General features: G+C 58.8%; 25 protein-coding genes. 7 read left to right on the forward strand and 18 right to left on the reverse strand.

Going from position 1 to position 24765, the window contains the following annotated elements:
* Positions 1–12: 12 nt before the first annotated feature.
* Both B0E33_RS07765 and B0E33_RS07770 read right to left on the reverse strand, forming a co-directional pair.
* Positions 13–363, reverse strand: a complete 351-nt coding sequence (locus B0E33_RS07765) for a MarR family transcriptional regulator (protein ID WP_006934185.1) — start codon at positions 361–363, stop codon at positions 13–15.
* 72 nt (positions 364–435) lie between these two features.
* The gene (locus B0E33_RS07770; protein WP_077290870.1) at positions 436–1824 is read right to left on the reverse strand and encodes a leucyl aminopeptidase family protein; all 1389 of its coding nucleotides are present in this window, start codon (positions 1822–1824) and stop codon (positions 436–438) included.
* 188 nt (positions 1825–2012) lie between these two features.
* On the opposite strand from B0E33_RS07770, the gene B0E33_RS07775 reads away from it, so the two are divergent.
* Entirely contained in the window at positions 2013–2789 is a 777-nt protein-coding gene (locus B0E33_RS07775; protein WP_051990112.1) for a tetratricopeptide repeat protein, read from the forward strand.
* Positions 2790–3013: 224 nt separating this feature from the next.
* Here B0E33_RS07775 and B0E33_RS07780 read toward each other — a convergent pair whose 3' ends face one another.
* The 9 genes from B0E33_RS07780 to B0E33_RS07820 form a co-directional block, all read right to left on the reverse strand.
* Positions 3014–3991: a type II secretion system F family protein gene (locus B0E33_RS07780; RefSeq protein WP_022999759.1), complete on the reverse strand. Its 978-nt coding sequence runs from the start codon at positions 3989–3991 to the stop codon at positions 3014–3016.
* A gap of 8 nt (positions 3992–3999) precedes the next feature.
* A complete protein-coding gene (locus B0E33_RS07785; RefSeq protein ID WP_022999758.1) occupies positions 4000–5019 on the reverse strand; it encodes a type II secretion system F family protein in 1020 nt (339 codons plus the stop codon).
* A 7-nt stretch (positions 5020–5026) separates the two neighbouring features.
* The gene (locus tag B0E33_RS07790; protein WP_055657464.1) at positions 5027–6547 is read right to left on the reverse strand and encodes a TadA family conjugal transfer-associated ATPase; all 1521 of its coding nucleotides are present in this window, start codon (positions 6545–6547) and stop codon (positions 5027–5029) included.
* 31 nt (positions 6548–6578) lie between these two features.
* Positions 6579–7886: a CpaE/TadZ family protein gene (locus B0E33_RS07795; protein WP_062490512.1), complete on the reverse strand. Its 1308-nt coding sequence runs from the start codon at positions 7884–7886 to the stop codon at positions 6579–6581.
* Positions 7887–7895: 9 nt separating this feature from the next.
* Positions 7896–8600, reverse strand: coding sequence for a CpaD family pilus assembly protein (locus tag B0E33_RS07800; RefSeq protein WP_208993399.1), 705 nt, complete (start codon positions 8598–8600; stop codon positions 7896–7898).
* 16 nt (positions 8601–8616) lie between these two features.
* Positions 8617–10026 (reverse strand): type II and III secretion system protein family protein, encoded by a 1410-nt coding sequence (locus B0E33_RS07805; protein WP_077290872.1) that lies wholly within the window; start codon positions 10024–10026, stop codon positions 8617–8619.
* A 38-nt stretch (positions 10027–10064) separates the two neighbouring features.
* Positions 10065–10835: a Flp pilus assembly protein CpaB gene (gene cpaB / locus B0E33_RS07810; RefSeq protein ID WP_077293185.1), complete on the reverse strand. Its 771-nt coding sequence runs from the start codon at positions 10833–10835 to the stop codon at positions 10065–10067.
* Positions 10836–11228: 393 nt separating this feature from the next.
* Positions 11229–11735 (reverse strand): A24 family peptidase, encoded by a 507-nt coding sequence (locus tag B0E33_RS07815; RefSeq protein ID WP_022999752.1) that lies wholly within the window; start codon positions 11733–11735, stop codon positions 11229–11231.
* Between the two features lie 152 nt (positions 11736–11887).
* Entirely contained in the window at positions 11888–12076 is a 189-nt protein-coding gene (locus B0E33_RS07820; protein WP_022999751.1) for a Flp family type IVb pilin, read from the reverse strand.
* A 527-nt stretch (positions 12077–12603) separates the two neighbouring features.
* Here B0E33_RS07820 and B0E33_RS07825 point away from each other — a divergent pair.
* The 5 genes from B0E33_RS07825 (at position 12604) to B0E33_RS07845 (ending at position 17037) form a co-directional block, all read left to right on the forward strand.
* The gene (locus tag B0E33_RS07825; protein WP_077290873.1) at positions 12604–13068 is read left to right on the forward strand and encodes a pilus assembly protein N-terminal domain-containing protein; all 465 of its coding nucleotides are present in this window, start codon (positions 12604–12606) and stop codon (positions 13066–13068) included.
* A gap of 27 nt (positions 13069–13095) precedes the next feature.
* The gene (locus B0E33_RS07830) at positions 13096–13650 is read left to right on the forward strand and encodes a TadE/TadG family type IV pilus assembly protein (RefSeq protein WP_031268901.1); all 555 of its coding nucleotides are present in this window, start codon (positions 13096–13098) and stop codon (positions 13648–13650) included.
* 1 nt (position 13651) lies between these two features.
* A complete protein-coding gene (locus B0E33_RS07835) occupies positions 13652–14242 on the forward strand; it encodes a hypothetical protein (protein WP_208997783.1) in 591 nt (196 codons plus the stop codon).
* 195 nt (positions 14243–14437) lie between these two features.
* Positions 14438–15850 carry a bifunctional enoyl-CoA hydratase/phosphate acetyltransferase gene (locus B0E33_RS07840; RefSeq protein ID WP_077290874.1) on the forward strand — a complete coding sequence of 471 codons (1413 nt, stop codon included), beginning with the start codon at positions 14438–14440 and terminating at the stop codon, positions 15848–15850.
* A 2-nt stretch (positions 15851–15852) separates the two neighbouring features.
* On the forward strand, positions 15853–17037 hold the full coding sequence (locus tag B0E33_RS07845) for an acetate/propionate family kinase (protein WP_077290875.1): 1185 nt from the start codon (positions 15853–15855) through the stop codon (positions 17035–17037).
* A 27-nt stretch (positions 17038–17064) separates the two neighbouring features.
* Here the strand turns inward: B0E33_RS07845 and phnD are convergent, their stop codons facing one another.
* The gene (gene phnD / locus B0E33_RS07850) at positions 17065–18009 is read right to left on the reverse strand and encodes a phosphate/phosphite/phosphonate ABC transporter substrate-binding protein (protein ID WP_208997784.1); all 945 of its coding nucleotides are present in this window, start codon (positions 18007–18009) and stop codon (positions 17065–17067) included.
* Positions 18010–18093: 84 nt separating this feature from the next.
* Here phnD and B0E33_RS07855 point away from each other — a divergent pair, with 84 nt between their 5' ends.
* The gene (locus B0E33_RS07855) at positions 18094–18714 is read left to right on the forward strand and encodes an HAD family hydrolase (protein ID WP_055657455.1); all 621 of its coding nucleotides are present in this window, start codon (positions 18094–18096) and stop codon (positions 18712–18714) included.
* A gap of 84 nt (positions 18715–18798) precedes the next feature.
* Here B0E33_RS07855 and B0E33_RS07860 read toward each other — a convergent pair whose 3' ends face one another.
* The 6 genes from B0E33_RS07860 to upp all read right to left on the reverse strand — a co-directional run bounded on the left by B0E33_RS07860 (position 18799) and on the right by upp (position 24732).
* A complete protein-coding gene (locus B0E33_RS07860; protein WP_077290877.1) occupies positions 18799–19827 on the reverse strand; it encodes a histone deacetylase family protein in 1029 nt (342 codons plus the stop codon).
* Positions 19828–19881: 54 nt separating this feature from the next.
* Positions 19882–20880 (reverse strand): aldose epimerase family protein, encoded by a 999-nt coding sequence (locus B0E33_RS07865; protein WP_077290878.1) that lies wholly within the window; start codon positions 20878–20880, stop codon positions 19882–19884.
* Positions 20881–20960: 80 nt separating this feature from the next.
* Complete coding sequence (locus tag B0E33_RS07870) at positions 20961–22460, reverse strand: phosphomannomutase/phosphoglucomutase (RefSeq protein WP_077290879.1); 1500 nt, start codon at positions 22458–22460, stop codon at positions 20961–20963.
* Between the two features lie 64 nt (positions 22461–22524).
* Entirely contained in the window at positions 22525–23031 is a 507-nt protein-coding gene (locus tag B0E33_RS07875; RefSeq protein WP_077290880.1) for a retropepsin-like aspartic protease family protein, read from the reverse strand.
* Positions 23032–23097: 66 nt separating this feature from the next.
* Entirely contained in the window at positions 23098–23997 is a 900-nt protein-coding gene (locus B0E33_RS07880) for a ribokinase (RefSeq protein ID WP_077290881.1), read from the reverse strand.
* 105 nt (positions 23998–24102) lie between these two features.
* Positions 24103–24732 (reverse strand): uracil phosphoribosyltransferase, encoded by a 630-nt coding sequence (gene upp / locus B0E33_RS07885; RefSeq protein ID WP_022999737.1) that lies wholly within the window; start codon positions 24730–24732, stop codon positions 24103–24105.
* Positions 24733–24765: the final 33 nt, after the last annotated feature.

Genomic DNA, 24765 nt, shown 5'->3' on the forward strand with positions numbered 1-24765 from the left:
TGGATTGGACTGTCAGCGCGGCAATTCCCGGGCCTTTTCCACCACGAGATCGCCAAGCTGCTCCAGATAAAGCGCGCCTTCCACCGTGCGAGTGATGATCACATTGCGTTTGTCGGCTTCGTCGCGCTTGCGCGACAAAAGCCGCATACCGCCCAGAGTGTCAAGCGCCCGGGTGATGGCAGGTTTGGTGACATTCAACTTGGCAGCCAACCCGCGCACCGTATGCGGCGGCGGCTCCAGATAGACTGTCATCAGGATCGTCAACTGGCGCGCGGAAAGATCCTGTTCGCTATCGCGAACAAGCGCCAGATTGACCTCGTGCATCAGTTTCAGCGCCTGCGAGGCGCGCAATTCGACGGCCATGAGTTACAGGGTCCCATCCTTTTCCCCCATCCATCTCCATGACCATCGAAGCACGAAAACGTTTCGGAGCCGTTATTGTGCGCCCGCAAAACGCTCCGAGAGGACATCGAACAGACCACGAATGCCCTGGGCTTCCCCACCCATCGGTTTTCCGGGCTTTTCCATCGGGGTCCAGCCGAAAATATCGAAGTGAACCCAGCTGCCGGTGTTCTCGACAAAGCGGGACAGGAACAGCGCCGCCGTGATCGACCCAGCGAATCCAGCGCCGGATGTATTGATGTGATTGATATCGGCAACCTTGCTGTCGAGGTATTTCAGATAGGGCTGCCACAGCGGCATGCGCCACAGCGGGTCGGCCGCAGCCTCGGCCATGACCGCGATGTCCTCGGCAAGTTCCTCGTCGTCAGTATAGTAAGGCGGCAGATCCGGCCCCAGAGCAACACGGGCTGCACCGGTGAGCGTTGCCATATCGATCAGGATTTCCGGGCTCTCCTCGTCTGCAAGCGCCAGGGCGTCGGCCAGGATCAACCGGCCTTCGGCATCGGTGTTGCCGATTTCGACGGTCAGCCCCTTGCGGCTCGGCAAGATGTCTCCCGGCCGGAAGGCGTTTCCGGCAACAGCGTTTTCGACACAGGGAACGATGACTCGCAGGCGAACAGGAAGCTTTGACGCCATGACCATGGACGCAAGGCCCAGCACATTGGCCGCCCCACCCATGTCCTTTTTCATCAGCGCCATGGAAGAGCCCGGTTTCAGGTTGAGACCGCCGGTATCGAAGATGACGCCCTTGCCCACCAAAGTGACCTTGGGCGCGGCTTCGTCACCCCAGGTGAAGTCTGCCAGGCGCGGCGCCCGGCTGCTGGCCTTGCCGACTGCGTGCACCATCGGGAAGTTTTCTTCCAGAAGGTCTTCCCCGATGACGATACGCCCGGTGCCGCCATGCTGCTTGAACAGGGCGACAACGGCCTGGGATAGTTCCCCCGGTCCAAGATCGTTCGCGGGCGTATTGATGAGATCACGCGCCAGCTGGACCCCGTCGAGAATCGTTCCGAGTCGATCCAGGTCGACGGTCTCGTCAACGGCAAGACGGCGGGTCTTGCCTTCGTTTTTCAGGTAGCGGGTAAAGGAATAGGTGGAGAGGGCAAAGCCGAGCGCTGCCTGTTCGGGATCCGGAAACCCCTCGGCAAGATGGTAATCGCCTTCCGGCAGTCCCGCGACCAGGCCGCCTAGTGCCAGCGGATGCGACAGACCGCCATCCTCTACACCGAACAGCACCGCGGCACCGTCTGTTCCCGGGACAAGCAGGGATGTTGCGGGCTTGCCTGCAAAATCGTTGACCTTGCACCAGTTCAATGCTGCTGATCCGAGCCCGTCCAGAACTTGGGGCAGGCTTGCCTCGGTGACGGCGTGGATGGGCGTGGAGCTGGAAACATCGCTCTTGCGGACTAGGCTTTCGCGCACGGGAGGACCTCCGTTGGAGATTGCATTCGATCTTCAAGACCTAGGATGCCCGGCGTTCGGACGCAATATGGTGCGCGTCGATGCGCACCGCTTCTCGCATTTCGCAACGGTGCTTAACCAAGCATTAGGGTTAATTATCTATTTCTCATAAGGAAACCTGAAAGCCGCCGACAACAAGGATGTTGGAAATGCAATCGCCCAGAACCGGTTCCGTTCGCCGTCGCACTCGTCTCGCTACGACGCTGCTGGCCATGTCGGCGCTTGTCGTTGTCACTGGCTGTGCTTCCAACCGCGCCAACACCGGCACGCACTCCCCTGCCTCCGGCTACACTTCGCCAGGTTCCTCACAGGCGCTGGCACAGGTGTCCAAGTGGTCCAAGGCCTATGAGCGCGACCGCAAGGACCGCAGCGCCATTCTTGGCTATTCAAGCGCTCTCAGCCAGAACGGACAAATACCGCAGGCCATGGCCGTTCTTCGGTCCGGTGTGATCGCACATCCCAAGGACCGGGAAATCTCTTCCGCCTATGGCAAGGTTCTGGCGATGAACGGCCGTTTCGACGAAGCGCTGAACGTCATTCGTGGTGCCCAGAGGCCGGACACGCCGGACTGGAGGCTGATGTCCGCTGAAGCAGCGATCTATGATCAGACCGGCAACCACGACAAGGCCCGCAGCCTCTACAAGCAGGCACTGATCATCGCGCCAAACGATCCCAGTCTCCTGAACAACCTGGGTCTGTCATATCTGCTGTCCAATGATCTGCCCGACGCGGAATATACCCTGCGCAAGGCAGCCACCCTGCCCGGCGCAGACAGCCGCGTTCGCCAGAACCTGGCCCTGGTGCTTGGCATCCAGGGCAAGTTTGACGAAGCCATCCAGGTGGCCCAGTCCGAGATCGATCCGCAGCAGGCCCAGGCCAACATCGCCTATCTGCGCACCATGATGCAGAAGCGCCAGCAGGGCTGAGGCAACAGCGCGGTTTCAATAAATTCCGCTTTTCTAAATAACTGTACGGCCTTGAACTGCCCGCGTCGGGCCAGAATTAAATCCAGAAAATTTGGAAAAACGACCAAAGGAGTGCTGCTCAACATCGGCACTCCTTTTGCGCGTTTGACGCATCCGGTTTTCGGTTGTCGCTGAGAGACCCCTGGGCCTCCGGCGATAAGCCCACCGGAGAGCAAACCTGCTGCCTACTGGAAGGTGTTGATCACCTGAATCACTGCCGGCCCCATGATGATGAAGAACAGCACAGGCAGGAAGAACATGATCATCGGCACCGTCAGCTTCGGCGGCAGGGATGCAGCCTTCTGTTCGGCCATTTGCATGCGCTGCTCGCGGGTGTCGTCCGCCATCGTGCGCAAGGCCGTGCCGACAGGTGTACCGTAACGCTCGGCCTGGATAAGCGCCATCATGACGTTCTTCACACCTTCGACACCAGTGCGTTTCGCCAGGTTTTCATACGCGATACGGCGGTCGCTCAGGTAAGACAGTTCGGCCGTCGTGAGCGATAATTCTTCTGCCAGCTCAACCGACTGCACACCGACTTCTTCCGCAACGCGCTTGAAGCCTTCTTCGATGGACATGCCCGATTCCACGCAGATCAGCATGAGATCCAGCGCATCCGGCCAGGCCCGCTGGATGGTCAGCTTGCGCTTGTCGATCTTGTTCTTCAGATAGATGTTCGGCATGAAAGCGCCGAGGCCGGCAAGACCCAGACAGAAGCAGAGCTTCGACAATGCCGGGAAGTCGTCGGGCAGCACGAGAAATGCGTAGGCCACCGTGAAGGCGAAGATACCGACAGGTAACGCTATGCGCGCAACCAGAAAGTAGTAAAGCGGTGCGGAACCGCGGTAGCCGGCCATTCTGAGATTTTCGACCGTGCTCTCATCGGAAAGCGCTTCCTTGAGATTCAGCCGGTCGACAAGGCTTTTCATCTGCGCCTTGGGCTGGTTTCGCAGGGAAGCCTTTGCGTCTGCCTGGGCTGCCTGAAGACGGGCCCTCTCCTTGGCGCGCAGCTTGTTGCGCTCGATCGCGACCGATTTCATCCGCGATTTCAACGTGTCGCGGGACAGAAGTGGCATCACCAGGGAAAAGATGGTTCCCGTGACCGCCACCATGGCCAGAACAGCTGCCAGAAACTGACTGGATGCGATGGTATCGATATCCATGTCGTCTCCTAGAAGTCGAAGTTGATCATCGCGCGCATCACCATGATGCCGCAGAACATCCAGAACAGGCAGCCAGCGATGATGATGTTTCCGGCCGTGGTCTCGAAAAGAACCAGAATGTAGTTCGGCGAAATGAGGTACATGATCCCACCGACGAAAAACGGCAATGAACCGATGATCCCGGCGGAGGATTTCGCTTCGGCGCTGAGTGCCTTGATCTTGCGCTTCATGGCCTTGCGGCCGCGCAGCACCTTGGACAGGTTGTTCAATGCCTCGGCCAGGCCACCACCTGCCTTCTGCTGAATGGCAACCACGATGGCAAAGAAGTTGGCTTCTGCCAGCGGAACTCGTTCGGGCAACTTGCCGACTGCTTCGGCAAGCGAAATCCCCATGATCTGGGTTTCGGTGATCTTGCGGAACTCGGTCGCGACAGGTTCGCGGGCTTCGCGGGCAACCACCTTGATGCAGTCGCTGAGCGGCAGACCGGCCTTGACGCCGCGCACGATGATGTCGACGCCGTTCGGCAACTCGTCGAGAAACGCGTTGAAGCGGCGCTTGCGCTTGCTGGAAACGTACCAGCGGGGGAAACCCAGCGTGCCGGCGAAACCGAAGGCTGCCGCAATGAGCAGATTTCCGCTGAAAATCAATCCAAGGATCAGGAAGACCAGACCGGCAACGATACTGAAGATCACGAAATGATGGGTCTCCCAGGCCAGGCCGGCCTGCTCGATCTTGACCTTCAGCGAGACCTTCTGCTGCTTGTCCTGCTTGGCCTTTTGCCGAACCTCGAATTCCTTCAGCTGATCCTGGATCGACCGTTTGCGCCGGTCGACATCACGAAGGGCCTTGCGCTGATTTTCGCTCTGGGGCCGCGCTGCGACCGCGTTCACGCGCTGATCGCGCCGCTTGGAGCCGGACAGAGCAGGCTGAAACAGGCTGTAGATGATGCCGCCAACGGCAAGCATCACCAGGGCGGCGACGGCCAGGCCGGTGATCTCAGGCGTGAGAAACTCTTCAAGTCCGGACATGGGGTCCTCAATCAGCTACATATTCAGGCATCTCGGCAGCATCCAGTGCCTGTGCCAGACGGGCTTCTTCGCCAAAGTATCTTGCCCGCTCCCAGAATTTCGGACGACCGATTCCGGTGGAGCGGTGGCGGCCGATGATCTTGCCGTTCGGGTCTTCGCCGACAATGTCGTAGAGGAAGACATCCTGGGTGGTGATGATGTCGCCTTCCATGCCCATTACTTCCGTCACATGGGTGATGCGGCGGGAACCGTCGCGAAGACGCGCCGCCTGGACCACCACATCGATGGACGAGACGATCATCTCGCGCAGGGTTCTGGACGGAAGCGAGAAACCGCCCATGGTGATCATGGATTCCAGACGGGACAGGGCTTCACGCGGGGAGTTGGCGTGCAGGGTTCCCATGGAGCCGTCGTGACCGGTGTTCATGGCCTGCAGGAGATCGAATGCCTCCGGGCCACGCACTTCGCCCACGATGATCCGCTCAGGACGCATACGCAGGCAGTTCTTGACGAGATCGCGCATGGTGATCTCGCCTTCCCCTTCCAGGTTGGGCGGACGCGTCTCAAGGCGCACCACATGCGGCTGCTGCAGCTGCAGTTCGGCCGAATCTTCGCAGGTAATGATGCGCTCGGTGCTCTCGATATAGGCAGTCAGACAGTTGAGCAGCGTCGTCTTGCCCGAACCGGTACCGCCGGAAATCAGCACGTTACAGCGTGAACGGCCGATGATCTGCAGGATCGTCGCCCCTTCCGGCGTGATCGAGCCGAACTTGGTCAACTGGTCAAGCGTCAGCTTGTCACGTTTGAACTTACGAATGGTGAGGGCCGGCCCGTCGATGGCGAGCGGTGGCGCGATAACGTTGACACGGGAGCCGTCGGGAAGACGGGCGTCACAGATCGGGCTGCTGTCATCAACGCGGCGGCCGACCTGGCTCACGATGCGCTGGCAGATGTTCATCAACTGCGCGTTGTCGCGGAACGTCACACCGGTCTGCTCAACCTTGCCGGAGGTTTCGATATAGACCGTGTGCGCGCCATTGACCATGATGTCGGCGATGTCGTCGCGAGCCAGCAGAGGCTCAAGCGGACCATAACCAAGTACGTCGTTGCAGATGTCTTCCAGCAGGTCTTCCTGCTCTGAAATGGACATCACCACGTTTTTAAGCGCGATGATGTCATTCACGACATCGCGGATCTCGTCGCGAGCATCTTCGGCATCGAGACGAGCCAGCTGTGACAGGTCGATCGCCTCGACCAGCGCATTGAAGATCTGGGCCTTGGTTTCGTAATATTCGCTGTTCTTTTTCCGCGCTGCCGGGGCAGCCGGCTGAGGCTCGGGCGGCGGAGGCGGTGGTGGAGGTGTCGGCGCGGCCGCCGGCTGGGAAGGCTCGGTCTGGATCTTCTGCGGCGCCGGTTGTTCCGGCTGTTTAGCCTGTTCCGCCGGCGCAGGCGTGTCCTGCAACCCGGGTATGCCACCTGGCCGAAGGGTCTGGGGTCCAGACGATGAGCTGCCACGTCTACCAAACATAACGAACTATCTGCTCCGCTCTCAGGCCGGCCTAGCCGGCCTTCCGCTTCAGTTTCGAAAGCAAACCACCGAGGCTCGACCTGGACGCCCTGACGGGCTGGGCCTTGCCGGAGATGGTGTGTGCCAGGTCGTCGAACACGCGCGCAATCGCGTGCTTGCCGTCAATCTCACCAATCATCTGTCCGTTGTTGGCTGCCGTTCCAAACAGCTGCGGTTCGAACGGGATTATCGCGTGAACCGACAGGCCGAGTGCTCCGGCAAATTCTTCCGGCTTGATCTCGGGGCGTTTGGGAACGTTGACCTTGTTCATGATGAGATGCGGCGGGCGGTCGTTCGGCCGCAGCTGCTTCAACATGTCGACAACGTTCTTGGCATTGCGAAGGTTGGCAAGGTCCGGCTCCGCGACAAGCACGATCTCGTCGACGCCAAGCAGTGTGTTCTTGACCCAGGCATTCCAGGAATGCGGCACGTCCAGCACGACGCTCGGCACCCCGGCGCGCATTGTCTCGACCAGCAGGTCGAAGGACTTCTCGCTGTAGTCGTAGGTGCGTTCGAGCGTTGCCGGTGCGGCCAGCAGGCTCAGGTGCTCATTGCACTTGGACAGAATGCGATCGAGATACGTTTCGTCCAGGCGCTCCGGAGAAGACACGGCCTCGAAAACGCCCTGGAGAGGATCCTGATTGTAATCCAGCCCGGCCGTGCCGAATGGCAGATCCAGATCTGCCACCACGACCTCGCTTTGGAACACGCGACCAAGTGCCCAGGCCCCGTTGTGAGCGATAGTCGAAGCACCGCAGCCCCCCTTTACGCCGAAGAACGCGATGGTGCGGCCAAGTGGCTCAGCCGCCGGATCGGCATAAAGGTTGGCAATTGAGCCGATCAGCTGGAACACGCTGACAGGCGTGATCAAATACTCGCTGACGCCGCGGGAAATCAGATCGCGATACAGCATGACATCGTTGACATCGCCGATGACGATCACCTTTGTACCGGCGTCGCAGTATTCCGCCAGATGATCGAGGCTCGACAGAAGGTCTTCCCGCCTGCCGGACGTTTCAACGATGATCAGGTTCGGTGTCGGAGCCTGTTCGAAGGTTTCGATCGCCGCCGGGATACCGCCCATATCCAGCTTCAGGTGCGCCTTTGCCATGCGGCGATCTTCCATGGAGGCCTCGGCCACCCGCATGGTGGCATCGGTCAGGCAGAAACCGTGCACCGTGATGCGCGGGATGGAGCCGATATGGAGACCATCGTCGCTGCCCGCGTAGTTGTGATCCGCAGGCTCGGAAATGGGATCCATGTAGCCGGACATATCTTTCAAGTCTGGGTTGGCACTCATAGCTATCCCCTAGTCCTCGGCAACTTCGGCGCCGACACCTTCGGTGAAGTCACCCGCGGTGACTTCGCCCTTCCGGTATTTTTCTATGACCACAGCACGCCGGCCCTGATCGGAAGGATCGGATGCTCTCGGCGTGATCAGGTCGGACGGATTGTCGACCATTGCCGCCAGGTTCGCTTGGCTGGCACATCCGAAGTTCTCGTAGTTGAAGTTTTCGCCGAAGCCACCACCGATGTTTTTCGGCCAGGCCCCACACTCGCCCGCAGTCGCCTGCATGCGCGCATAGGACAGGCGGATCGGCGCATCCGCTCCGGGATCACCCACCGAGTAGGTTCGGGTGCTGATCCTGTTCCTTGAAACGCCCCCGCGCTGCAATGCCTGACGGATCTTTGGCGTGATGGAATGAACCGCTGCCTCGTTGGCCCCACCAGACGGCACCAGGATCTCGACGGATCCATCGCCCTTTTGCCGGGACTGCTGGCCAAAGGCGGCAATGGTGCTTTCGATCGGCCCGTTGATGTTACGCGTGTTGCGTCCAACAGGGAGATCCAGCGTTTCCGGCTCTTCGGTGATCACGATCGGGTGCATCAGCCTGTAGTCGTGAGACGCCAGAAGCTGGCTCTGCGACTGGTTCTGGCAGCCGGCTGCGATCAGGCACCCAAAGACCACAAGTGCGGTTTGCGAGAGCGTCTTGCTGCGGACCGTGTTTGACATGTTCATCCGTCCGTTCTCACTTGTAGATAAAGCCAACCTGACCGTGATAGATGCCTTCGGCGGCGGCTCCGGTCGGGTTGTAGATCTTGTTCAGCCGGTTCAGGAAAATCGTCTCGGCATCCGACGGCGCCATCAGGTTCTTGTCCGGGCGCTGCAGCTTGCTGACCGCAACCGGCTGAACCACATAGGGCGTCACGAAGACCGCCAGTTCCGTCTGCTCACGCAGGAAGTCGCGGCTCTTGAACAGCGCGCCCAGGATCGGGATCTGCATCAGACCCGGGACACCTTCGATCGCCTGCTGATAGGATTCCTGCAGAAGACCGGCCATCACCAGCGTGCCGCCGGACGGCAGTTCCATGGTTGATTCCGCACGGCGTACCTTCAAGGCGGAAATGGTGATCCCACCTGCGGAGACCGCGCCATCGTTGCTCAGTTCGCTGACTTCGGTCTTCACGCGCAGACTGATCCGACCTTCGGACAGAACCACGGGTGTAAAGTCGAGACCAACACCGAACTTCTTGAACTCGACGCTGATCTCGCCATCCTGCTGGGAAATCGGGATCGGGAATTCGCCACCTGCGAGGAAACTTGCGTTTTCGCCGGAAATTGCCGTCAGGGTCGGTTCAGCCAGTGTGCGGATAACCCCTTCGCGTTGCAGGGCTTCCACCTGTGCGGTGATGCTCGTCGCTCCCGCAGACAACTGCGTACCGCCAACTGCCTGGTTCACGATGGAAGGGTTCACGGTAAAGTTCGGCAGGCTGGACATGAAGGGCGTGAAATTGCCAACGCCGATCGTGCCCTGGAACTGGACTCCGAGCTGCTTGATGATCGAGCGCTCGACTTCCGCGACCGTGACCTTCAGGTGAACCTGATCCTTGCCGGCGACGGAAATCAGGTTGATGACTTCGCTTGCGCCCTTGGCACCTTGAAATTTCGCCGCGATATCCGCTGCCTGCTGGGCTTCCAGCGTGCTTTTGGTCGTCCCGCTGAGCACAACACTGCCGTTGATCGATTCTGCGGAAATGTTGGAACCGGGAATAAGCTTCCGGATGATCCGGGTAATATCGGACGTATCCTTTTCGACACGGACGTCGAAGCTGGCCAGCTCCCGGCCGCTGCGACTGAAAAGAACCAGTCGAGACTGACCCGCGGTATTGCCGATCACGAAGATGCGGCGCGGTGTTCTGAGGACGGCATCCGCGATTTCCGGGTTGGAAACCAGCACATCGGCTGCGTCTTCCGCGAGATTGACCACCACCGACCGGCCGACCCCAACGTTCAGGATGCGGCCCGTTGCCCGTTCACCGGCGGCGATATGGACCTGGCTCGGGAAGTTGCCTTCCGCCTGTGCTGCCGGAGCCGACACGCCCATCAGTCCTCCGAGCAAAACAGCCGTGGCAGCCAGCTTGTGAAGATAGTTTTTCATCGCGCCCCTCTTGCTGGACGTTCTGTTTTCAACCGGGCTCATTGCGCACCTGCCTGGCTCGTCACGCCATATTTCACGTAGCTGACACCTCGGCGGCGACCGCCCTCATCGTCCGCGTCATCTGCGGAATCCTGGGCACTGCGCAAGGCAAGCGCGATTGTGCCGATCTGCTGCGACTGAGCGACCACCTCGGACTGAGGCAGGGTCAGTTCCAGTGTGGCCGTGCGCTTTGGTGACAGGTTCTTTTGGTCCTGCTCGCCTGCGGTCGTACTGTCGATTGCCAGGACGCGGACGTTTTCCAGGATCGTTTCGCTGAGAGCGCCCGTATCCGACTTGCGGGTCAGGATCAGGTCGACCTTGTCGCCCGGCAGAATGAAACCGCCTGCCGTTGTTTCCGCTTCCACACTGACGGCGATTGCGCGTTTGCCTTTGGGCAGGATCGCCGCCATGAAGCCCTTGTCGGTATTAATAAGACGCTCGGGGCGAACGGGCTCACCGGCAAAAATCGGTGCCCGGGCGATTCGGCCTTCATACTCCTCGTTGGCCAGAGGCGATGCCTCTTTCGTCACGGCTCCGAAGGGAACGGCATCTTCAGGCCATTTCGCCCAGCTCATGTCGTCCGCCGTGAGTTTGGCACCGAGCGGAATATCCCTTTGGGCAACCAAAACCTGCGTTTTGGTCTGCTCGGCGGCAGGTGCCTGTACGATCTGAGGCTCTGCTGGCTTGTTGCCCGACATCATGACCATGCGGAAAGCGATGATGCCTGCCGCTACAGCAATTGCCAGGACGAAAATTCGCGCGATTTTCATGACCAAAACCCAATATTCCAATGCGCACATGCGCTGTTCCCGACTAGGATGAGGGGTAATTGGTCAAAACATGGTTAATCAGATATGGATGTTTTCGGTTAATATTCGTTAACTTTACTAAACACTTTATTAAATTGATGCATTCTGCAACGAATACTGAGCTACAACACCGTCTCACAGCTTCAAAGACACTGTTTTTGCTTGTCAGAAACGCGGGCAGACAAATTGGATAACGGCGCCCTGAAGCAGAAAAATCCGTTCGCCGGCTAGCATTTGCCAACCAGGGGCAAATGGCTCACCTCAAAGTGATGATCCATACCGGGAATCGAACACCCACGGGTCATCGGCCAGGCGCGATTCGACCCGCCTGCCAAAGCCCATCAGGACAAGACCTCAACGAATGAGGTCGAACCAATAAGTGGAGGAATATACCTGAAGACCGGCAATCGCGATTGCGATGCCATAGGGGATGCCGCTTTTGCTGTCGTGCAGACGAGCGAACCATTCCTGCCGATAAAGCACGGAAGGCACCACCGCATTCTGCCGCAAGGCCAAAAGCCCCAGTGTCAGAAACATGCCGTAGACAGCAACAAAGAGAACGAACATCAGCAGTTCGTGCGAAAAACCAATCCAGAGCGCAATCGCACTGATGAACTTGACATCGCCTCCGCCCATCCATCCGAACGCGAAGAACAGGAAACAAGGGGCAAAAACGACCGCAAAGGCGAGTGCATGCATTCCCCAGGCTTGCAACGGCAAGCCTGTCGCGACCGCCAGGATGGCAAATCCTGCAATCAGCAGCAGGGAAACCCGGTTCTGGATAGTCATTGTCAGCAGATCGGATGCGCCGCCAAAGGCGACCAGCATCGGAAAAATGACGAGAATTGCGGCCTGAACCATGGAACATTCGTCTCGTTGAAAACCTGATCCCTCAAGGCTAGGGGGCAGAGGTTAACATTTCGCGGAAGTACGGCCCGGCAGAACAAAAAACGGGCGGAAAAACCGCCCGTTCTTGTTCAACCTGTTTGGCAGCTTGAGCCGCCAGACGACGCTTAGGAAGCGATGTCGGTAGCTGCAACGCCGAGCTGTGTCTGAATGCGGGTGAAGATCGCGCTCAGGGACGTACCGGTTGCTGCCAGTGCGCCGATGATGACGATGGACAGCAGGCCAGCGATGAGGCCGTATTCGATTGCAGTTGCGCCAGATTCGTCTTTTACGAAACGGTTGATAAGAGATTTCATGTGTTTTGCTCCAAGTACCACTGAATTGACAGCTTCAAGTCCGTCGGATCTTTTGTGTCCGATTGGACATAGGCTCACCCTAGGACAGAGAGCTTTCCAAGCAGTTAAATTTACCATCCCAGACAAAAAGAATGCTGGCAATTATCACTATAGTTAACAAGACGTATAGATAAAAATTCGTTAATACGATCAAAAAACTTTAATATAAACACGTGTAATTCGATCTCATATAGAATTATCTACACACTTGTACGATTTGTCCAGTTTGTTTCTTAGTTTTTATTTTGGGATTGATCAGCCTTATACGCTAATTCCCCGAACTTCTATTTTTCTTCCCGCCTCTGAAATTTTACCGAGGGAGAAAAATATCCACGTACCCACGAATAAAGGCAAAACAAACGTAGAATTGTCCCTGAAAAAGCAAAAGAACATCCATTTACACTTCCTTCGCAGGGTCGTTAGCAGATCGTTCACCACGTTTGACGCATGATCTTCTATGGAAATGCACAATTGGAGTATCCATAGGCATGTTTGCGCAGCTAATCAGATGGACAAGCCTTTTCGCCGTTGTCTTTGGCGCGACCGTTGCGGTCGCACAGGACGGCCCTGTGCTTGTTACGGTCGATCGCGCCAAGGTCTTTCGGATCGAGGACGGCGCCGCAGCGGTTATTGTCGGCAACCCCTTTATCGCGGATGTCGCGATGTTCGATCAGAACACCGTCGTCATTACCGGCAAGAGCTACGGCACAACAAACCTCGTGATCCTTGATGGTGACAACAAGCCGATCGTCGACGAAGTCATTACGGTGAAGGCGTCGGATGATGACGTCGTCTCCGTATACAGGAAGGCCTCGCGGGAATCGCTGTCCTGCAATCCGGCATGCGAACCGGTCCTGCGCCTTGGGGACTCGATTGAAGCCTTCAAGGAAACCGCAGATCAGGCAAGCGCACGCAATGATTTGGCGACCAAGGCAGCCGGCGGGCAGCAGTAACGGGTCCCCTAACGGAGTAGTCACCGAATGCGCTTGTTGAAACGGCTCCTCGTCTCGAGACGGAAAAGAGGGCGTGCGTCCTTCGGCAAGAACGACAGTGGCGCTACAGCCGTCGAATTCGCACTGATCGCCCTGCCCTTCTTTACAGTCGTTTTCGGGATCATCGAGGTGGGCCTGTCCCATTTCGTCAACCGGATGGTCGACAATGCCGTGATCAATGCGTCCCGCGAAATCCGCACCGGCCAGGCACATGATGGCGGTTATGACGCTGCCACCTTCAAGACCCGGATTTGCGGTAACCTGCCAGACTTCCTCTGTTCACTGGATCGCCTGGTGGTCGACGTCGACAAGGTCGATGCTTTTGCCTTGGCCAAATCCGCCGGCGAAAGTCTTTACGATGAAGACGGCAACCTGAAGGAAGAGTCCAACTACGAAGACGCCGGTGCGGGCGAGATCGTCGTGGTCAACGTCATCTACAGGTGGCCGATGATCACGTCGCTTCTGTCGCTCAACCTCGCCGATCATGGCAGCGAACGCTATCTCACCTCTACCTTGGTGTTTCGAAATGAACCCTGGAACTAAGATGCCTCGTCATTTCGGCCACTTCCTGCGCCGGCTTGCCGGACTGAGGAGCTTCCACGCCGACAAGCGCGCCGTGTCCGCAATCGAGTTTTCGATGATCCTGCCTTTTCTGCTGATCCTGCTGATCGGCATGGAAGAGGTCACCGGCACCTTGAACTATGACCGCAAGGTCAGCCGCATAGCCAACTCGGTCGCCGACCTTGTGGCCCAGGCGCAAACCATTACCCCTGCCGACCTGAGCGCCATGATGGCTCTGGGTGGAAAGATCCTGGATCCTTATCCGGATACCAATCTGGAAACGATTGTCGCCAGTGTAACCTTCGACGAGGACGGTGATCCCGCTGTCGACTGGAGCTATTCGTCCAAAGGCGGCAGCCCGTGGGCAGAAGGGTCGACACCGCCGATCGAACTGCCTGCCACGGTGGCCGCAGCGAACACTTCCATCGTCGTGACGCAGACCAACCTGAACTATGTGCCAACGTTCTCCGGTCTTTTTACCGAGTATTTTTCCAGGGCGTCCTCGATCGACCTGAGCGATACCTATTATCTGCGCCCGCGATTGACCGATACCGTCAAGTGCCCGGCCTGCTGAAGATAAACCCGCAACGTCTTGGAAACGGGAACTGCGGCGCCAGAACGTGTCTGTTTCACGTTACCTGATCCCGTTTCAATCGGCCGGCCACGCGCCTACGCTAACTCCCGTATTTGTAACGTCGCACATTCCGGCTAATCTGCTCCGGAATGCTGCGTCGCAATATGCACTTTTAAGTATGGGATTTTTGAACCGATGGCGACAAACAAGACTTACGATCAGATCAAGGTCGGCGATACCGCAGAAATCGTCCGCGAATGCTCCTCCAACGACCTTCTGGTTTTCGCGCACGCTTCCGGCAATCACAATCCGATACATCTGCCCGACACGGACTGGACCGGCGATGGCCTGGTCGACAAACCGGTAGCACCGGCCATGTGGGTCGGGGGGCTTGCCTCCGCGGTGCTCGGCAACATTCTTCCCGGGCCCGGCACGATCTACAAGGCGCAGTCGTTCCGCTTCCTGGGCGGAGCTGCGGTCGGCGACAAACTGCATGTCAGGGTCACGGCAACCGAAAAACGTCCGGACAACATTGTCCTGTTCGACATGTCGGTAACACGGGGAGACGGTACCCGCCTTGTTGAAGGCGTTGCCGAAGTCGCCGCGCCGACAGAGCTTATCGAATTCGATTCCAGCGACATTCCAGCGATCCTGGTGCAGCGCCACCGGCACTTCAACCGGATGATCGAACTGGCAAAGACACTGCCTGCCTTGCCGACCGCGGTGGCAGCGCCGGACGATCCCAACTCGCTGGAAGGTGCCTTGATGGCCGCCCGCGAGGGGTTGATCATGCCGATTCTGATTGGCGCGAAGAGCCGGATTGAAGCTGCAGCCAAAGAACTCGACGAAGATCTCGGTCCGTATGAGCTGATCGATATCGAAGATGAAATGGAAGCAGCCGGCCGTGCCGTTGCGCTGGTCCATGAAGGTCGGGTCAAGGCCGTGATGAAGGGCCACCTTCACACCGACCATCTTTTGCACCACGTGGTCAAACGCGATGGCGGGCTCAGAACCAAGCGGCGTATCAGCCATGTCTTCGTGATGGACATCCCGGGCCGCAAGACCCCGGTCCTGATTTCGGATGCTGCAATCAACATCACGCCCGACCTCAACACCAAGGTCGACATCACCCAGAACGCAATTGACGCCGCCCTGTCTCTAGGCCTGGAAATGCCGCGTGTCGGGGTCCTGTCCGCCATCGAAACCGTAAACCCCGCGATCCCGTCCAGTCTCGATGCGGCGGTTCTTTCCAAGATGGCCGAACGTGGGCAGATCACCGGTGCGATCGTCGACGGTCCCCTGGCAATGGACAATGCGGTCGATGTGCAGGCAGCCCGGACCAAGGGCATCACCTCGCTGGTTGCCGGACATGCAGAGGTCCTGATCGTACCGAACCTGGAATCGGGCAACATGCTCGCGAAGGAATTGACCTTTATCGCCCACGCGGAAGCGGCCGGGCTGGTGATCGGAGCGAAGGTCCCCATCATGCTGACGAGCAGAGCAGACGACAGCCGGGCCCGCCTCGCCTCCTGTGCCCTCGCCCTGCTCTACATGCACTGGCAGGCAACCGGCAATCCGGCAGGTATCCTCGACCGGGACGGCGAGTGACCATGGACCCGGTCATTCTTGTCCTTAATTCGGGCTCATCCTCGATCAAGTTCACTCTCTATTCGGGTGACACCGTTCAACTCAAGGGGCAGATTTCCGGACTGGGTGCCCAGCCGCATATCTCCCTTGCCTCACGGGTTTCCGACACAAGGGTGGACCGGCAGCTCTCGGCGGACGAAGGCAAAAGCCACGGGGCTTCTCTCGCAGCGCTCCTGCCGGTTCTGGAACAGGAACTTGCTGGACGCAGTGTCGATGCAGTAGGTCATCGGGTCGTCCACGGCGGTGTCACCCACACCGAACCGGTTCGCCTGACGGCTGAGATCCTTGAGGACCTAAAGGCGCTCGAACCACTTGCGCCCCTGCATCAGCCGCATAACCTGGCAGGGATCACTGCAGCCAGGGAAGCCTTTCCAGAGGCCATGCAGGTCGCCTGTTTCGATACCGCCTTCCATCGCAGCCACCCATGGGTCAACGATACCTTCGCCCTGCCCCGGCCTCTCTATGACGAAGGTGTACGCCGCTACGGCTTTCACGGCCTGTCCTACGAGTACATATGCTCCTATCTGAAGCAGGCTCATCCTGAAATCTATAAAGGCCGGTTAGTCGTCGCCCACCTCGGCAACGGCGCCTCCATGTGCGCTATTCGAGAAGGCCAGAGCATCGGCTCGACGATGGGTTTCACCGCGCTTGACGGCTTGCCGATGGGCACGCGCTGCGGCCAGCTCGATCCGGGCGTGGTGCTGTATCTGCTGACGACAAAGGGCATGAGCCCAGATGAGGTCTCCGACCTGCTGTACAAGCAGTCCGGGCTCAAGGGGCTTTCCGGCATCAGCCAGGACATGCGCACCTTGACGCAGAGCGACGATCCGAAAGCCGCCGAAGCCATCGATTATTTCGTCTTCCGCATCCGGCGGGAACTCGGAGGCATGGCCGCCGTTCTGAGCGGTCTCGACACAGTGGTCTTTACCGGTGGGATCGGCGAGAACGCTGCCCTGGTCCGTGAGAAGGTCTGTGCCGGTCAGGAATGGCTCGGTCTTGAAATCGACCCGGTCCGGAACGAGGCAGGAGTGGAAATGATCTCCACCGATACCTCCAGTATCAATGTACTGGTCATTCCGACCGACGAAGAGGCAATGATCCGGCGCCACACCGAACGGCTTCTGGGCAGCGCCGCCGCTGGTGCCTGACGATCGTTCAACCGCTGCAGGGTTCCTTCAGCGGCCTGCTGGATCCAGCAGCGTGGCGTAATCGTCCTCGTAAGTGCGCAGCACCGGACGGTAGTCGGCATGCACCACAGGCTCGAAACCGCCCGGCAGGTCTGGTTCGATAGCCAGATAGGCGTCGGGTGCTTCCCGGCGCATGTCCATCAACCCGGCCCTGAGACGCCGTTTCAACGCGTCAGGTAAATCCTTGCGCACACTGTGAGCGGAATAGGGGATCGGCGGCGAGCGCCAGACGATTTCCAGATCCTTGAAACCGCGCTCTCCCGAAACATAAAAATCATTGAGTGTTCCGGCCGTATAGCCATTCTTTGCCTCCCCCGCCAATGACGACCAGCCAAGGGTCGCATCGACACGGCCTTCCAGAACGGCGCGGAGGCCCTCAACAGGGTCCTTCACCTCAACAAGAGCGGTAAAATGCGCTCGGGCGTCAACACCGTCAGCCGCCAGATTGGCGAGCGGAACACGATAACCGGTCACGGAGTCGGTACCACCGACAGCAAGGCGCTTCCCCTTGAGGTCTGTCAGGGTTCCCTGCTCTGCGCCGCGCTTCGCGATCAGAATGGCGTAAAAGCGCGCCGGAAAATCATCCGGAGCGGCGGTGACCAACGGCTCAACGCAACTGCAGAGCTGATGCACGGCAGCATAAGCAGATGGTGAAAGGCGAGCATAGTCGATCTTTCCGGAAGCAAGCGCCTCAACAGCATCGGCCATGGTATCCATCAGAAAGAGGTCCACCGGCAGGTCGGCAATTTCCTCAAGAGCAAGGCGGAAAGGCTCCACCCGGTCGCGTGCTCCTTCATCTGCCGCTACGACAACACCGAGGCGCAGCCGATCGGGCATGGTCTCCGGATCCTGTGCACTGGCGGTGGCAGCGGTGAGAAAGACTGCCGCGAGAATGGGGGCCAGCCAGCGGAACAGGAGATTTACAAGTGCCATATTGCCGACATAACCTTCTGATGAAAATTGCAAAATTTTATCTCGCCTTTTGAACAACTTCCGCCAGAAAACCGGATCGACCACATGAACGATGCTATCACGACCGTCGTCTTCGATATAGGGAATGTCCTGATCGAATGGAATCCCGAATATCTCTATCGCGAGCTCATTCCCGATGACGATGCACGCGAAGACTTCCTGACGACGGTCTGCACAATGGAGTGGAACCTGCAGCAGGATCTTGGCCGACCCTGGGCGGAAGCCGTTGATGTTCTGTCCCGCCAGCATCCGGACAAGGCCGAGCTTATTGCCGCCTACAGCGAACGTTGGCACGACATGGTGCCCGGCGAAATTCCCGGTACGCCTGACATGCTTGCAGAGCTCAAGGCTCAGGGGACGCCCCTTTATGCAATTACCAATTTTTCAGAAGACAAGTTTGTCCAGGCCCAGGAACGGTTTCCGTTTCTGAAGACCAGCTTCCGTGACATCGTCGTCTCCGGCGCTGAAAAGGAAATCAAGCCCGGCCTGCGCATCTACGAAATCCTGCTGGAGCGAAACGGACTGACCGCCGCGCAATGCCTTTTCATCGATGACAGCGAGCGCAATGTCGAGGCTGCCAGAGAAGCCGGCATGTCAGCCCATCACTTCAAGGGGGCTGAGGGTCTGCGCGCGGAACTGAAACAGCTTGGTCTGCTGAACGGGTAATTGCCACGAGGAAGCGGCCAATATCAGGGAGGCAGCAAGGCCGCCTCTCAGGATCCGTCGCACTCAAGTCCCGGCGAAGAGGTCTTACCCCTCGAAGCCTTCAAGCACATTGACGCAATTGGTGCCCAGTGCGTCGACCGCATAGCCGCCTTCCATCAGGAAGATGGTCGGAACGCCGACCTTGGCGAGCCTCTGGCCAAGCCGGATGTAGTCTTCACTCTTGAACTTGAAGCCGGAGATCGGATCGTTCTCGTAGCAATCCATGCCAAGTGAGACGATCAACGCTTCTGGCTTGTAAACCAGCAGCCAACGGCAGGCTTCCTCGAGTGCCGGTGTGTAGCGGTCCCAATCGGTGCCGAGCGGCAAAGGCCAGTTACGGGTGAACCCAGTACCGGCATGTTCACCGGTTTCGTCCGCAAACCCGAGAAAATAGGGATATTCGTGTTTAGGGTCGGCATGGATCGACAGGAACAGGATGTCCGGCCGGTCATAGAACAGCGCCTGGGTGCCATTGCCATGGTGGTAGTCGACATCCAGGATCGCGATGCGATGCAGTCCGTAGTCCCTAAGATACTGCGCCGCGACAGCAGCGTTGTTGAAAAAGCAGTATCCACCGAAGAAGTCATAGCCCGCGTGGTGTCCCGGTGGCCGGCAAAGCGCGAAAGCCGATTTCTCGCCATCGAGAAGCAGGCGGGCCGCAGTCAGGGCCGTGTCGGCTGACGCCCGCGCCGCCTTGTAGGTGTTTTCGCCGAGCGGCGTACCGGCATCCATCGAGTACCGTCCGAGCAGGCCGTCGATATGTTCGACCTGAACATCCTGACGCAGGCTGCGGATGGGCCAGACAAAGGGAAAGGCTTCGCGCGACCGCCCTGCGGCCGTCCATTTTGCCCAGAAGCTTTCCAGAAACGAAACGTATTCGGGGGCGTGCACCCGGTGCAGCGGACGGACGGGAAATTCCTCCGGCGCAACGATTTCACCGACATTGCGCTCCCGGACGGTCTTGAGCACGATTTCGGCGCGGCTCGGGATCTCGACAGCAGGCTTCAGTTCGCCGTCTGATATTTCCTGCGCCGGTGCATGCGCGAGCTGGGTGTTTGAAAAAACCGTCTTCACGAGTTGCCCCCAAGTCCCCTGTTGTCTCACACAGCAGCGCTAATGTAACCCATTTCAGGAAAAACGGAATTCCGTAACATGAGTATAAGTCTCTGAGGGCTGTAACAAAACCGGTGTGAACCCGTCGTGATTGACGCTGTCCGGCCATCGCTGCGCTTCAAGACACAGCCCGGCATGGGCCCCATAGTGTCTGCCGTCCAGCCCGGGAACCGTCACCGAGATCCGCTGCGCATCATAAAGCTGCAGGCCGGGTTCGCTCGTCCAGACTTCCATGCGGCGATTGCCGGAACCGTCTTCGAGGGCAGCAGCGAATTCCACGCCCTCGCGTGGTGCATCCGCAAGGCAGAAGTTGTGATCGAAGACCACGTTCTCCTCACCCGCCTTGCGCCGCAGTTTGCGTCCGTCGCGGAAGTCGTATGGCGTCCAGGCCACGTTGCGGATCTCACCGGTCGGGATCAGCGCCTCGTCCACGGGCAGATAGGTCTCCGCAGCGATTTCCAGCGTATGGTCCAGAATATTGCTGCTGCCATCCAGATTGAAATAGGCGTGCTGAGTGAGATTGACCGGCGTCGTCTTGTCGGTGGTTGCGGTGATTTTCAGACGCAGCGCACCGGTGCCGGTCAATGTATAGCGGGCAAGCACCTCCACCCGGCCCGGATACCCCATGTCGCCATCTTCGGAGACAAGCTTCAGCAGGACACTGGCCTTGTCGTGCTGCTCTACCTGCCAGACCCTGCTGGAGAAGCCGAGCGAGCCGCCATGAAGGTGGTTGATACCGCGTTCGTTCTGGTCGAGTTGATAGGTGACCCCGTCTATCGTCATCCGGCCACCGCCGATCCGGTTGGCGCAGCGCCCGGCAATCACGCCGAAATAGGGCGAATGATCCAGATAGCTCTGGAGATCGTCAAAGCCCAGCACCACCGTCTCACCATCGACCTTGAGGTCGCGGATAATCGCTCCAAGGGTGAGAATGGAGGCAGCCAGAGACCCTTTTGCCAGCGTAATTTCCTGGACAACGGTCCCGTCTGGCAGAACCCCAAATTCCTTGATCATGAAAGTCTCCGGCGAGAAGGCGGCAGGATGCGCAAAAGGCGGCGGAACTATCCGCCGCCTTTCGTCAATCGGTCAAGTGGTCAGAGCGTTTGGTTGTAGTCGCCCACTTCCGAGTTCTCGCGCAGGACGCCGTCGACAGCCTTGAACATGGCGTGGAGCCGGTCTTCCGAAACCGGGCTCTCGACCACGACCACCAGCTCCGGTTTGTTGGAGGAGGCACGCACAAGACCCCAGGTTCCGTCTTCACTGACGACGCGAACGCCGTTGACGGTGATCAGGTCGGTGATCGACTGTCCGGCAACCGTTTCGCCCTTGGCTTTCATATCCTGGAAACGGGCGACAACCCGGTCGACGACGTCGTACTTGATTTCGTCGTCGCACTTGGGAGCCATGGTTGGCGACCCCCAGGTCTTGGGAAGATCCCGGCGCAGGTCTGCCATCGTCTTGTCCGGGTTACGGTCAAGCATGTCGAGGATGGCAATGGCCGAAACGAGACCGTCATCATAGCCGCGGCCAATCGGTTTGTTGAAGAAATAGTGGCCGGATTTCTCGAACCCGACCATGGCATTCAGTTCGGTGACACGGCGCTTGATATAGGAGTGACCGGTCTTGAAATAGTCGGTCTTGACGCCGTTGGCTTTCAGCACCGGATCCGTGTGGAACAGGCCGGTAGATTTTACATCGACCACGAACTGAGCACCGGGATGAAGCGCGGAGATATCGCGCGCAAGCATCACGCCGACCTTGTCGGCGAAGATTTCCTCGCCTTCATTGTCGACGACACCGCAGCGATCGCCGTCGCCATCGAAACCAAGTCCGACGTCCGCACCGACTTCCAGAACCTTGTCACGAAGCGCGTGGAGCATCTTCATGTCTTCCGGGTTCGGGTTGTAGCGCGGGAAGGTGTGATCCAGCTCGGCATCAAGCGGGATGACTTCGGCGCCGATCGCCTCCAGGATCTTCGGTGCGAAGGCACCGGCAGTGCCGTTGCCGCATGCCGCGACCACCTTGATCGGGCGCTTCAGCTTGGCCCGGTCGGTGAGATCCTTGAAATAGACATCCGGGAAACCGTCGACGAAGCGGTAGCTGCCGCCGCCCTTCAGGTCGAAGGCCGCTTCCAGAACGATGTCCTTCAGCCGACCCATTTCATCGGGACCAAAGGTCAGCGGACGGTCGATGCCCATCTTGACGCCGGTCCAGCCGTTGTCGTTGTGCGACGCCGTAATCATGGCGACCGCCGGAACATCGAGCGCGAACTGCGCAAAATAGGCCATCGGCGACAAGGCCAGGCCAATGTCGTGCACGTTGATGCCGGCTGCCAGAAGGCCGTTGATCACCGCCATCTTGATGGAGGAGGAATAACCCCGGAAATCATGACCCACCACGATGTCCGGGCGCACGCCACGTTCGTGAATGAGCGTGCCGATGCCCATACCGAGCGCCTGCATGCCCATCAGATTGATTTCCTTTTCGAAAAGCCAACGCGCATCGTATTCACGGAAACCCGTGGGCTTCACCATTGGAAAGGATTCATATTCAAAAGTGTTCGGAACCAATTTCGGACGCGGTTTCGGAAACATCAATGCCTCTCAAAGCAAGGAAGAAGAACGGAACTGGGTAATTACCTAAACACGGTATGACAATTCACTGCACCAGTACAAGCGTGCCATCGGAGATGTCAAACCGCTTCATTTGGTTGAGAACGGACATGCCGAGCAGGGGTTCCCCGAGGCTTTGATCTTTCAACACAAGTGTGTCGACATTGCGTAGCCGGATCTTTCCAATGCGCAAATTGTCAATGGTCGCCCTGGCGCCACGAACTGTGCCGTTTGCCGTCTGGATTGCGTATTTGTAGTCGGCTGAATTCAGGAAGATTCCGATGCTCTCGGCAAGCGATTCCGGCAAAACGGTGACGGTTGCACCGGTGTCGACCAGCATGTCCACCGCACGGCCGTTCAGATAGGCATCCGCCACGAAATGCCCCTGCCTGTTGGCTGATATTCGGTGGCTTCGCTCGCCGGCCTCGTCCACGTCCTGATCTTCAGCAACCGGGTCGCTGCTCACCAGCACTTCAAGCCTGTTTTCCAGCAGATACGCCGCAAGCGGGACGATTGCCATGCAGGCCAGAAAGATGATGACAAAGCGCGACATGCAGGGTCTCGACGTTGCGTGAGCCCCCTGATTATCACGGTTTCCTTAGCGGCCTGTAAAACAGCATCAGGCAATCGTGTCGGCCAGCCGGGCAATATCCTCCAGATGCGGTGCACTGGACTGGGCCCCTGTCACGGTGCAGGCAAGCGCACCGGCGGCGGCACCTTCCTTCAAGGCACGTTCGAAGGACGTCTTGCGATCGAGAGCGGCAGCCAGGGCGCCGCAAAAGGCATCGCCCGCACCGGTCGTATCCACCGCGTTGACGGCAGGAGAAGCGAAGCGATAGCGCGCGGTTGGCGTGCGGGCGAGAACACCGTCCGCACCAAGGGTGACGATGACGTTCCGGCCACCTTCCGCCAGCTTCAGCGCGAATGTTTCCGTGTCACCGGCAATGCCGAGACGACCTCCGATCTCTGCCGCCTCGCTCACATTGACCACAACCGTACCGGCAACATCCAGACAGGCACTCAGGTCACCCTCAGGCACAGGAGCCGGGTTCCAGATGACCGTGCCTGCCGCATCCCGGGCAAGCCTGGCACCTTCGATCACCTCAACCAGAGGCACCTCTCCCTGAACGAGCAGTGTCTGACCAGGCCCAAAACCGCCTTCCAACCAGGAGGCTTCGACACGCGCATTGGTGCCGCTGGCGACGATGATCTGATTTTCCCCTGCCGGATCGATGCCGATCAGGGCAAGGCCAGTCGACCCGGTCATGGTGCGAACGCCTGAAAGATCGACGCCGGCTTCGCGCAGATTAAGCAGCGCGAGTTCGGCAAAGCTGTCCTGTCCGACCGCGCCGATGAAACGAACGTCGGCCCCTGCCCGCCTGGCAGCCAGCGCCTGGTTGGCGCCTTTCCCACCTGGAAATGTCTGGTGATCGCGACCGCTCACCGTTTCGCCGGCAGTCGGCAAGCGGGGCACGGCAACGACCAGATCCAGATTGATGGAACCAAAGACCGTAATCATGTCGCCTCCCTTTTTTTACAAAAGGTTAGACACCGCACGCCCAAGCGCAACAAAAAAGCGCGGAAGTTTCCCTCCGCGCTTTCAGCCGTCTGTTCTGTTGGCCGATTACTTCGTGCCGTACATGCGGTCGCCGGCGTCGCCAAGGCCCGGGACGATATAGCCCTTCTCGTTCAGCTTTTCGTCGATGGAGGCGGTGTAGACCGGCACGTCCGGGTGGTTCTCGGTGAAATTCTTGACGCCCTCAGGTGCCGCGAGCAGGCAGAGGAAGCGGATGTTGTTGGCGCCGCGCTCCTTGAGCTTCTGAACCGCTGCAATCGCCGAATTGGCGGTAGCCAGCATCGGATCGACCACGATCACCAGACGCTCGTTCAGGTCTTCCGGAGCCTTGAAGTAATACTCCACCGGCTGAAGGGTCTGCGGATCGCGGTAAAGGCCGATGTGCGCCACGCGCGCCGACGGAACCAGATCCAACATACCTTCCAGAAGTCCGTTGCCCGCACGCAGAACGGAAGCGAATACCAGCTTCTTGCCGGCCAGGGTCGGTGCCTGCATTTCAGCAAGCGGCGTCTCGATGGTCTGGTAGACGAGCGGCAGGTCGCGGGTGACCTCATAGCAGAGCAGCGTGGAGATTTCCCGCAGCAAGCGCCGGAACCCCTGGGTGGACGTTCCCTTGTCGCGCATGATGCTCAGTTTGTGCTGAACCAGCGGGTGGCTGATGACAGTGGCTCCGGACATATCTGCCTCTCTTCTCAATGGGGCCATAACACC

The sequence above is a fragment of the Roseibium algicola genome, assembly GCF_001999245.1.
GTDB classification, from domain to species: Bacteria; Pseudomonadota; Alphaproteobacteria; order Rhizobiales; family Stappiaceae; genus Roseibium; species Roseibium algicola.

Coding starts and splice junctions, on each gene's coding strand:
- B0E33_RS07765 (WP_006934185.1), bottom strand. CDS start 363: ATGGCCGTCGAATTGCGCGCCTCGCAGGCGCTGAAACTGATGCACGAG.
- B0E33_RS07775 (WP_051990112.1), top strand. CDS start 2,013: ATGCAATCGCCCAGAACCGGTTCCGTTCGCCGTCGCACTCGTCTCGCT.
- B0E33_RS07780 (WP_022999759.1), bottom strand. CDS start 3,991: ATGGATATCGATACCATCGCATCCAGTCAGTTTCTGGCAGCTGTTCTG.
- B0E33_RS07785 (WP_022999758.1), bottom strand. CDS start 5,019: ATGTCCGGACTTGAAGAGTTTCTCACGCCTGAGATCACCGGCCTGGCC.
- B0E33_RS07790 (WP_055657464.1), bottom strand. CDS start 6,547: ATGTTTGGTAGACGTGGCAGCTCATCGTCTGGACCCCAGACCCTTCGG.
- B0E33_RS07795 (WP_062490512.1), bottom strand. CDS start 7,886: ATGAGTGCCAACCCAGACTTGAAAGATATGTCCGGCTACATGGATCCC.
- B0E33_RS07800 (WP_208993399.1), bottom strand. CDS start 8,600: ATGTCAAACACGGTCCGCAGCAAGACGCTCTCGCAAACCGCACTTGTG.
- B0E33_RS07805 (WP_077290872.1), bottom strand. CDS start 10,026: ATGAAAAACTATCTTCACAAGCTGGCTGCCACGGCTGTTTTGCTCGGA.
- cpaB (WP_077293185.1), bottom strand. CDS start 10,835: ATGAAAATCGCGCGAATTTTCGTCCTGGCAATTGCTGTAGCGGCAGGC.
- B0E33_RS07815 (WP_022999752.1), bottom strand. CDS start 11,735: ATGGTTCAGGCCGCAATTCTCGTCATTTTTCCGATGCTGGTCGCCTTT.
- B0E33_RS07820 (WP_022999751.1), bottom strand. CDS start 12,076: ATGAAATCTCTTATCAACCGTTTCGTAAAAGACGAATCTGGCGCAACT.
- B0E33_RS07825 (WP_077290873.1), top strand. CDS start 12,604: ATGTTTGCGCAGCTAATCAGATGGACAAGCCTTTTCGCCGTTGTCTTT.
- B0E33_RS07830 (WP_031268901.1), top strand. CDS start 13,096: ATGCGCTTGTTGAAACGGCTCCTCGTCTCGAGACGGAAAAGAGGGCGT.
- B0E33_RS07835 (WP_208997783.1), top strand. CDS start 13,652: ATGCCTCGTCATTTCGGCCACTTCCTGCGCCGGCTTGCCGGACTGAGG.
- B0E33_RS07840 (WP_077290874.1), top strand. CDS start 14,438: ATGGCGACAAACAAGACTTACGATCAGATCAAGGTCGGCGATACCGCA.
- B0E33_RS07845 (WP_077290875.1), top strand. CDS start 15,853: ATGGACCCGGTCATTCTTGTCCTTAATTCGGGCTCATCCTCGATCAAG.
- phnD (WP_208997784.1), bottom strand. CDS start 18,009: ATGGCACTTGTAAATCTCCTGTTCCGCTGGCTGGCCCCCATTCTCGCG.
- B0E33_RS07855 (WP_055657455.1), top strand. CDS start 18,094: ATGAACGATGCTATCACGACCGTCGTCTTCGATATAGGGAATGTCCTG.
- B0E33_RS07865 (WP_077290878.1), bottom strand. CDS start 20,880: ATGATCAAGGAATTTGGGGTTCTGCCAGACGGGACCGTTGTCCAGGAA.
- B0E33_RS07870 (WP_077290879.1), bottom strand. CDS start 22,460: ATGTTTCCGAAACCGCGTCCGAAATTGGTTCCGAACACTTTTGAATAT.
- B0E33_RS07875 (WP_077290880.1), bottom strand. CDS start 23,031: ATGTCGCGCTTTGTCATCATCTTTCTGGCCTGCATGGCAATCGTCCCG.
- B0E33_RS07880 (WP_077290881.1), bottom strand. CDS start 23,997: ATGATTACGGTCTTTGGTTCCATCAATCTGGATCTGGTCGTTGCCGTG.
- upp (WP_022999737.1), bottom strand. CDS start 24,732: ATGTCCGGAGCCACTGTCATCAGCCACCCGCTGGTTCAGCACAAACTG.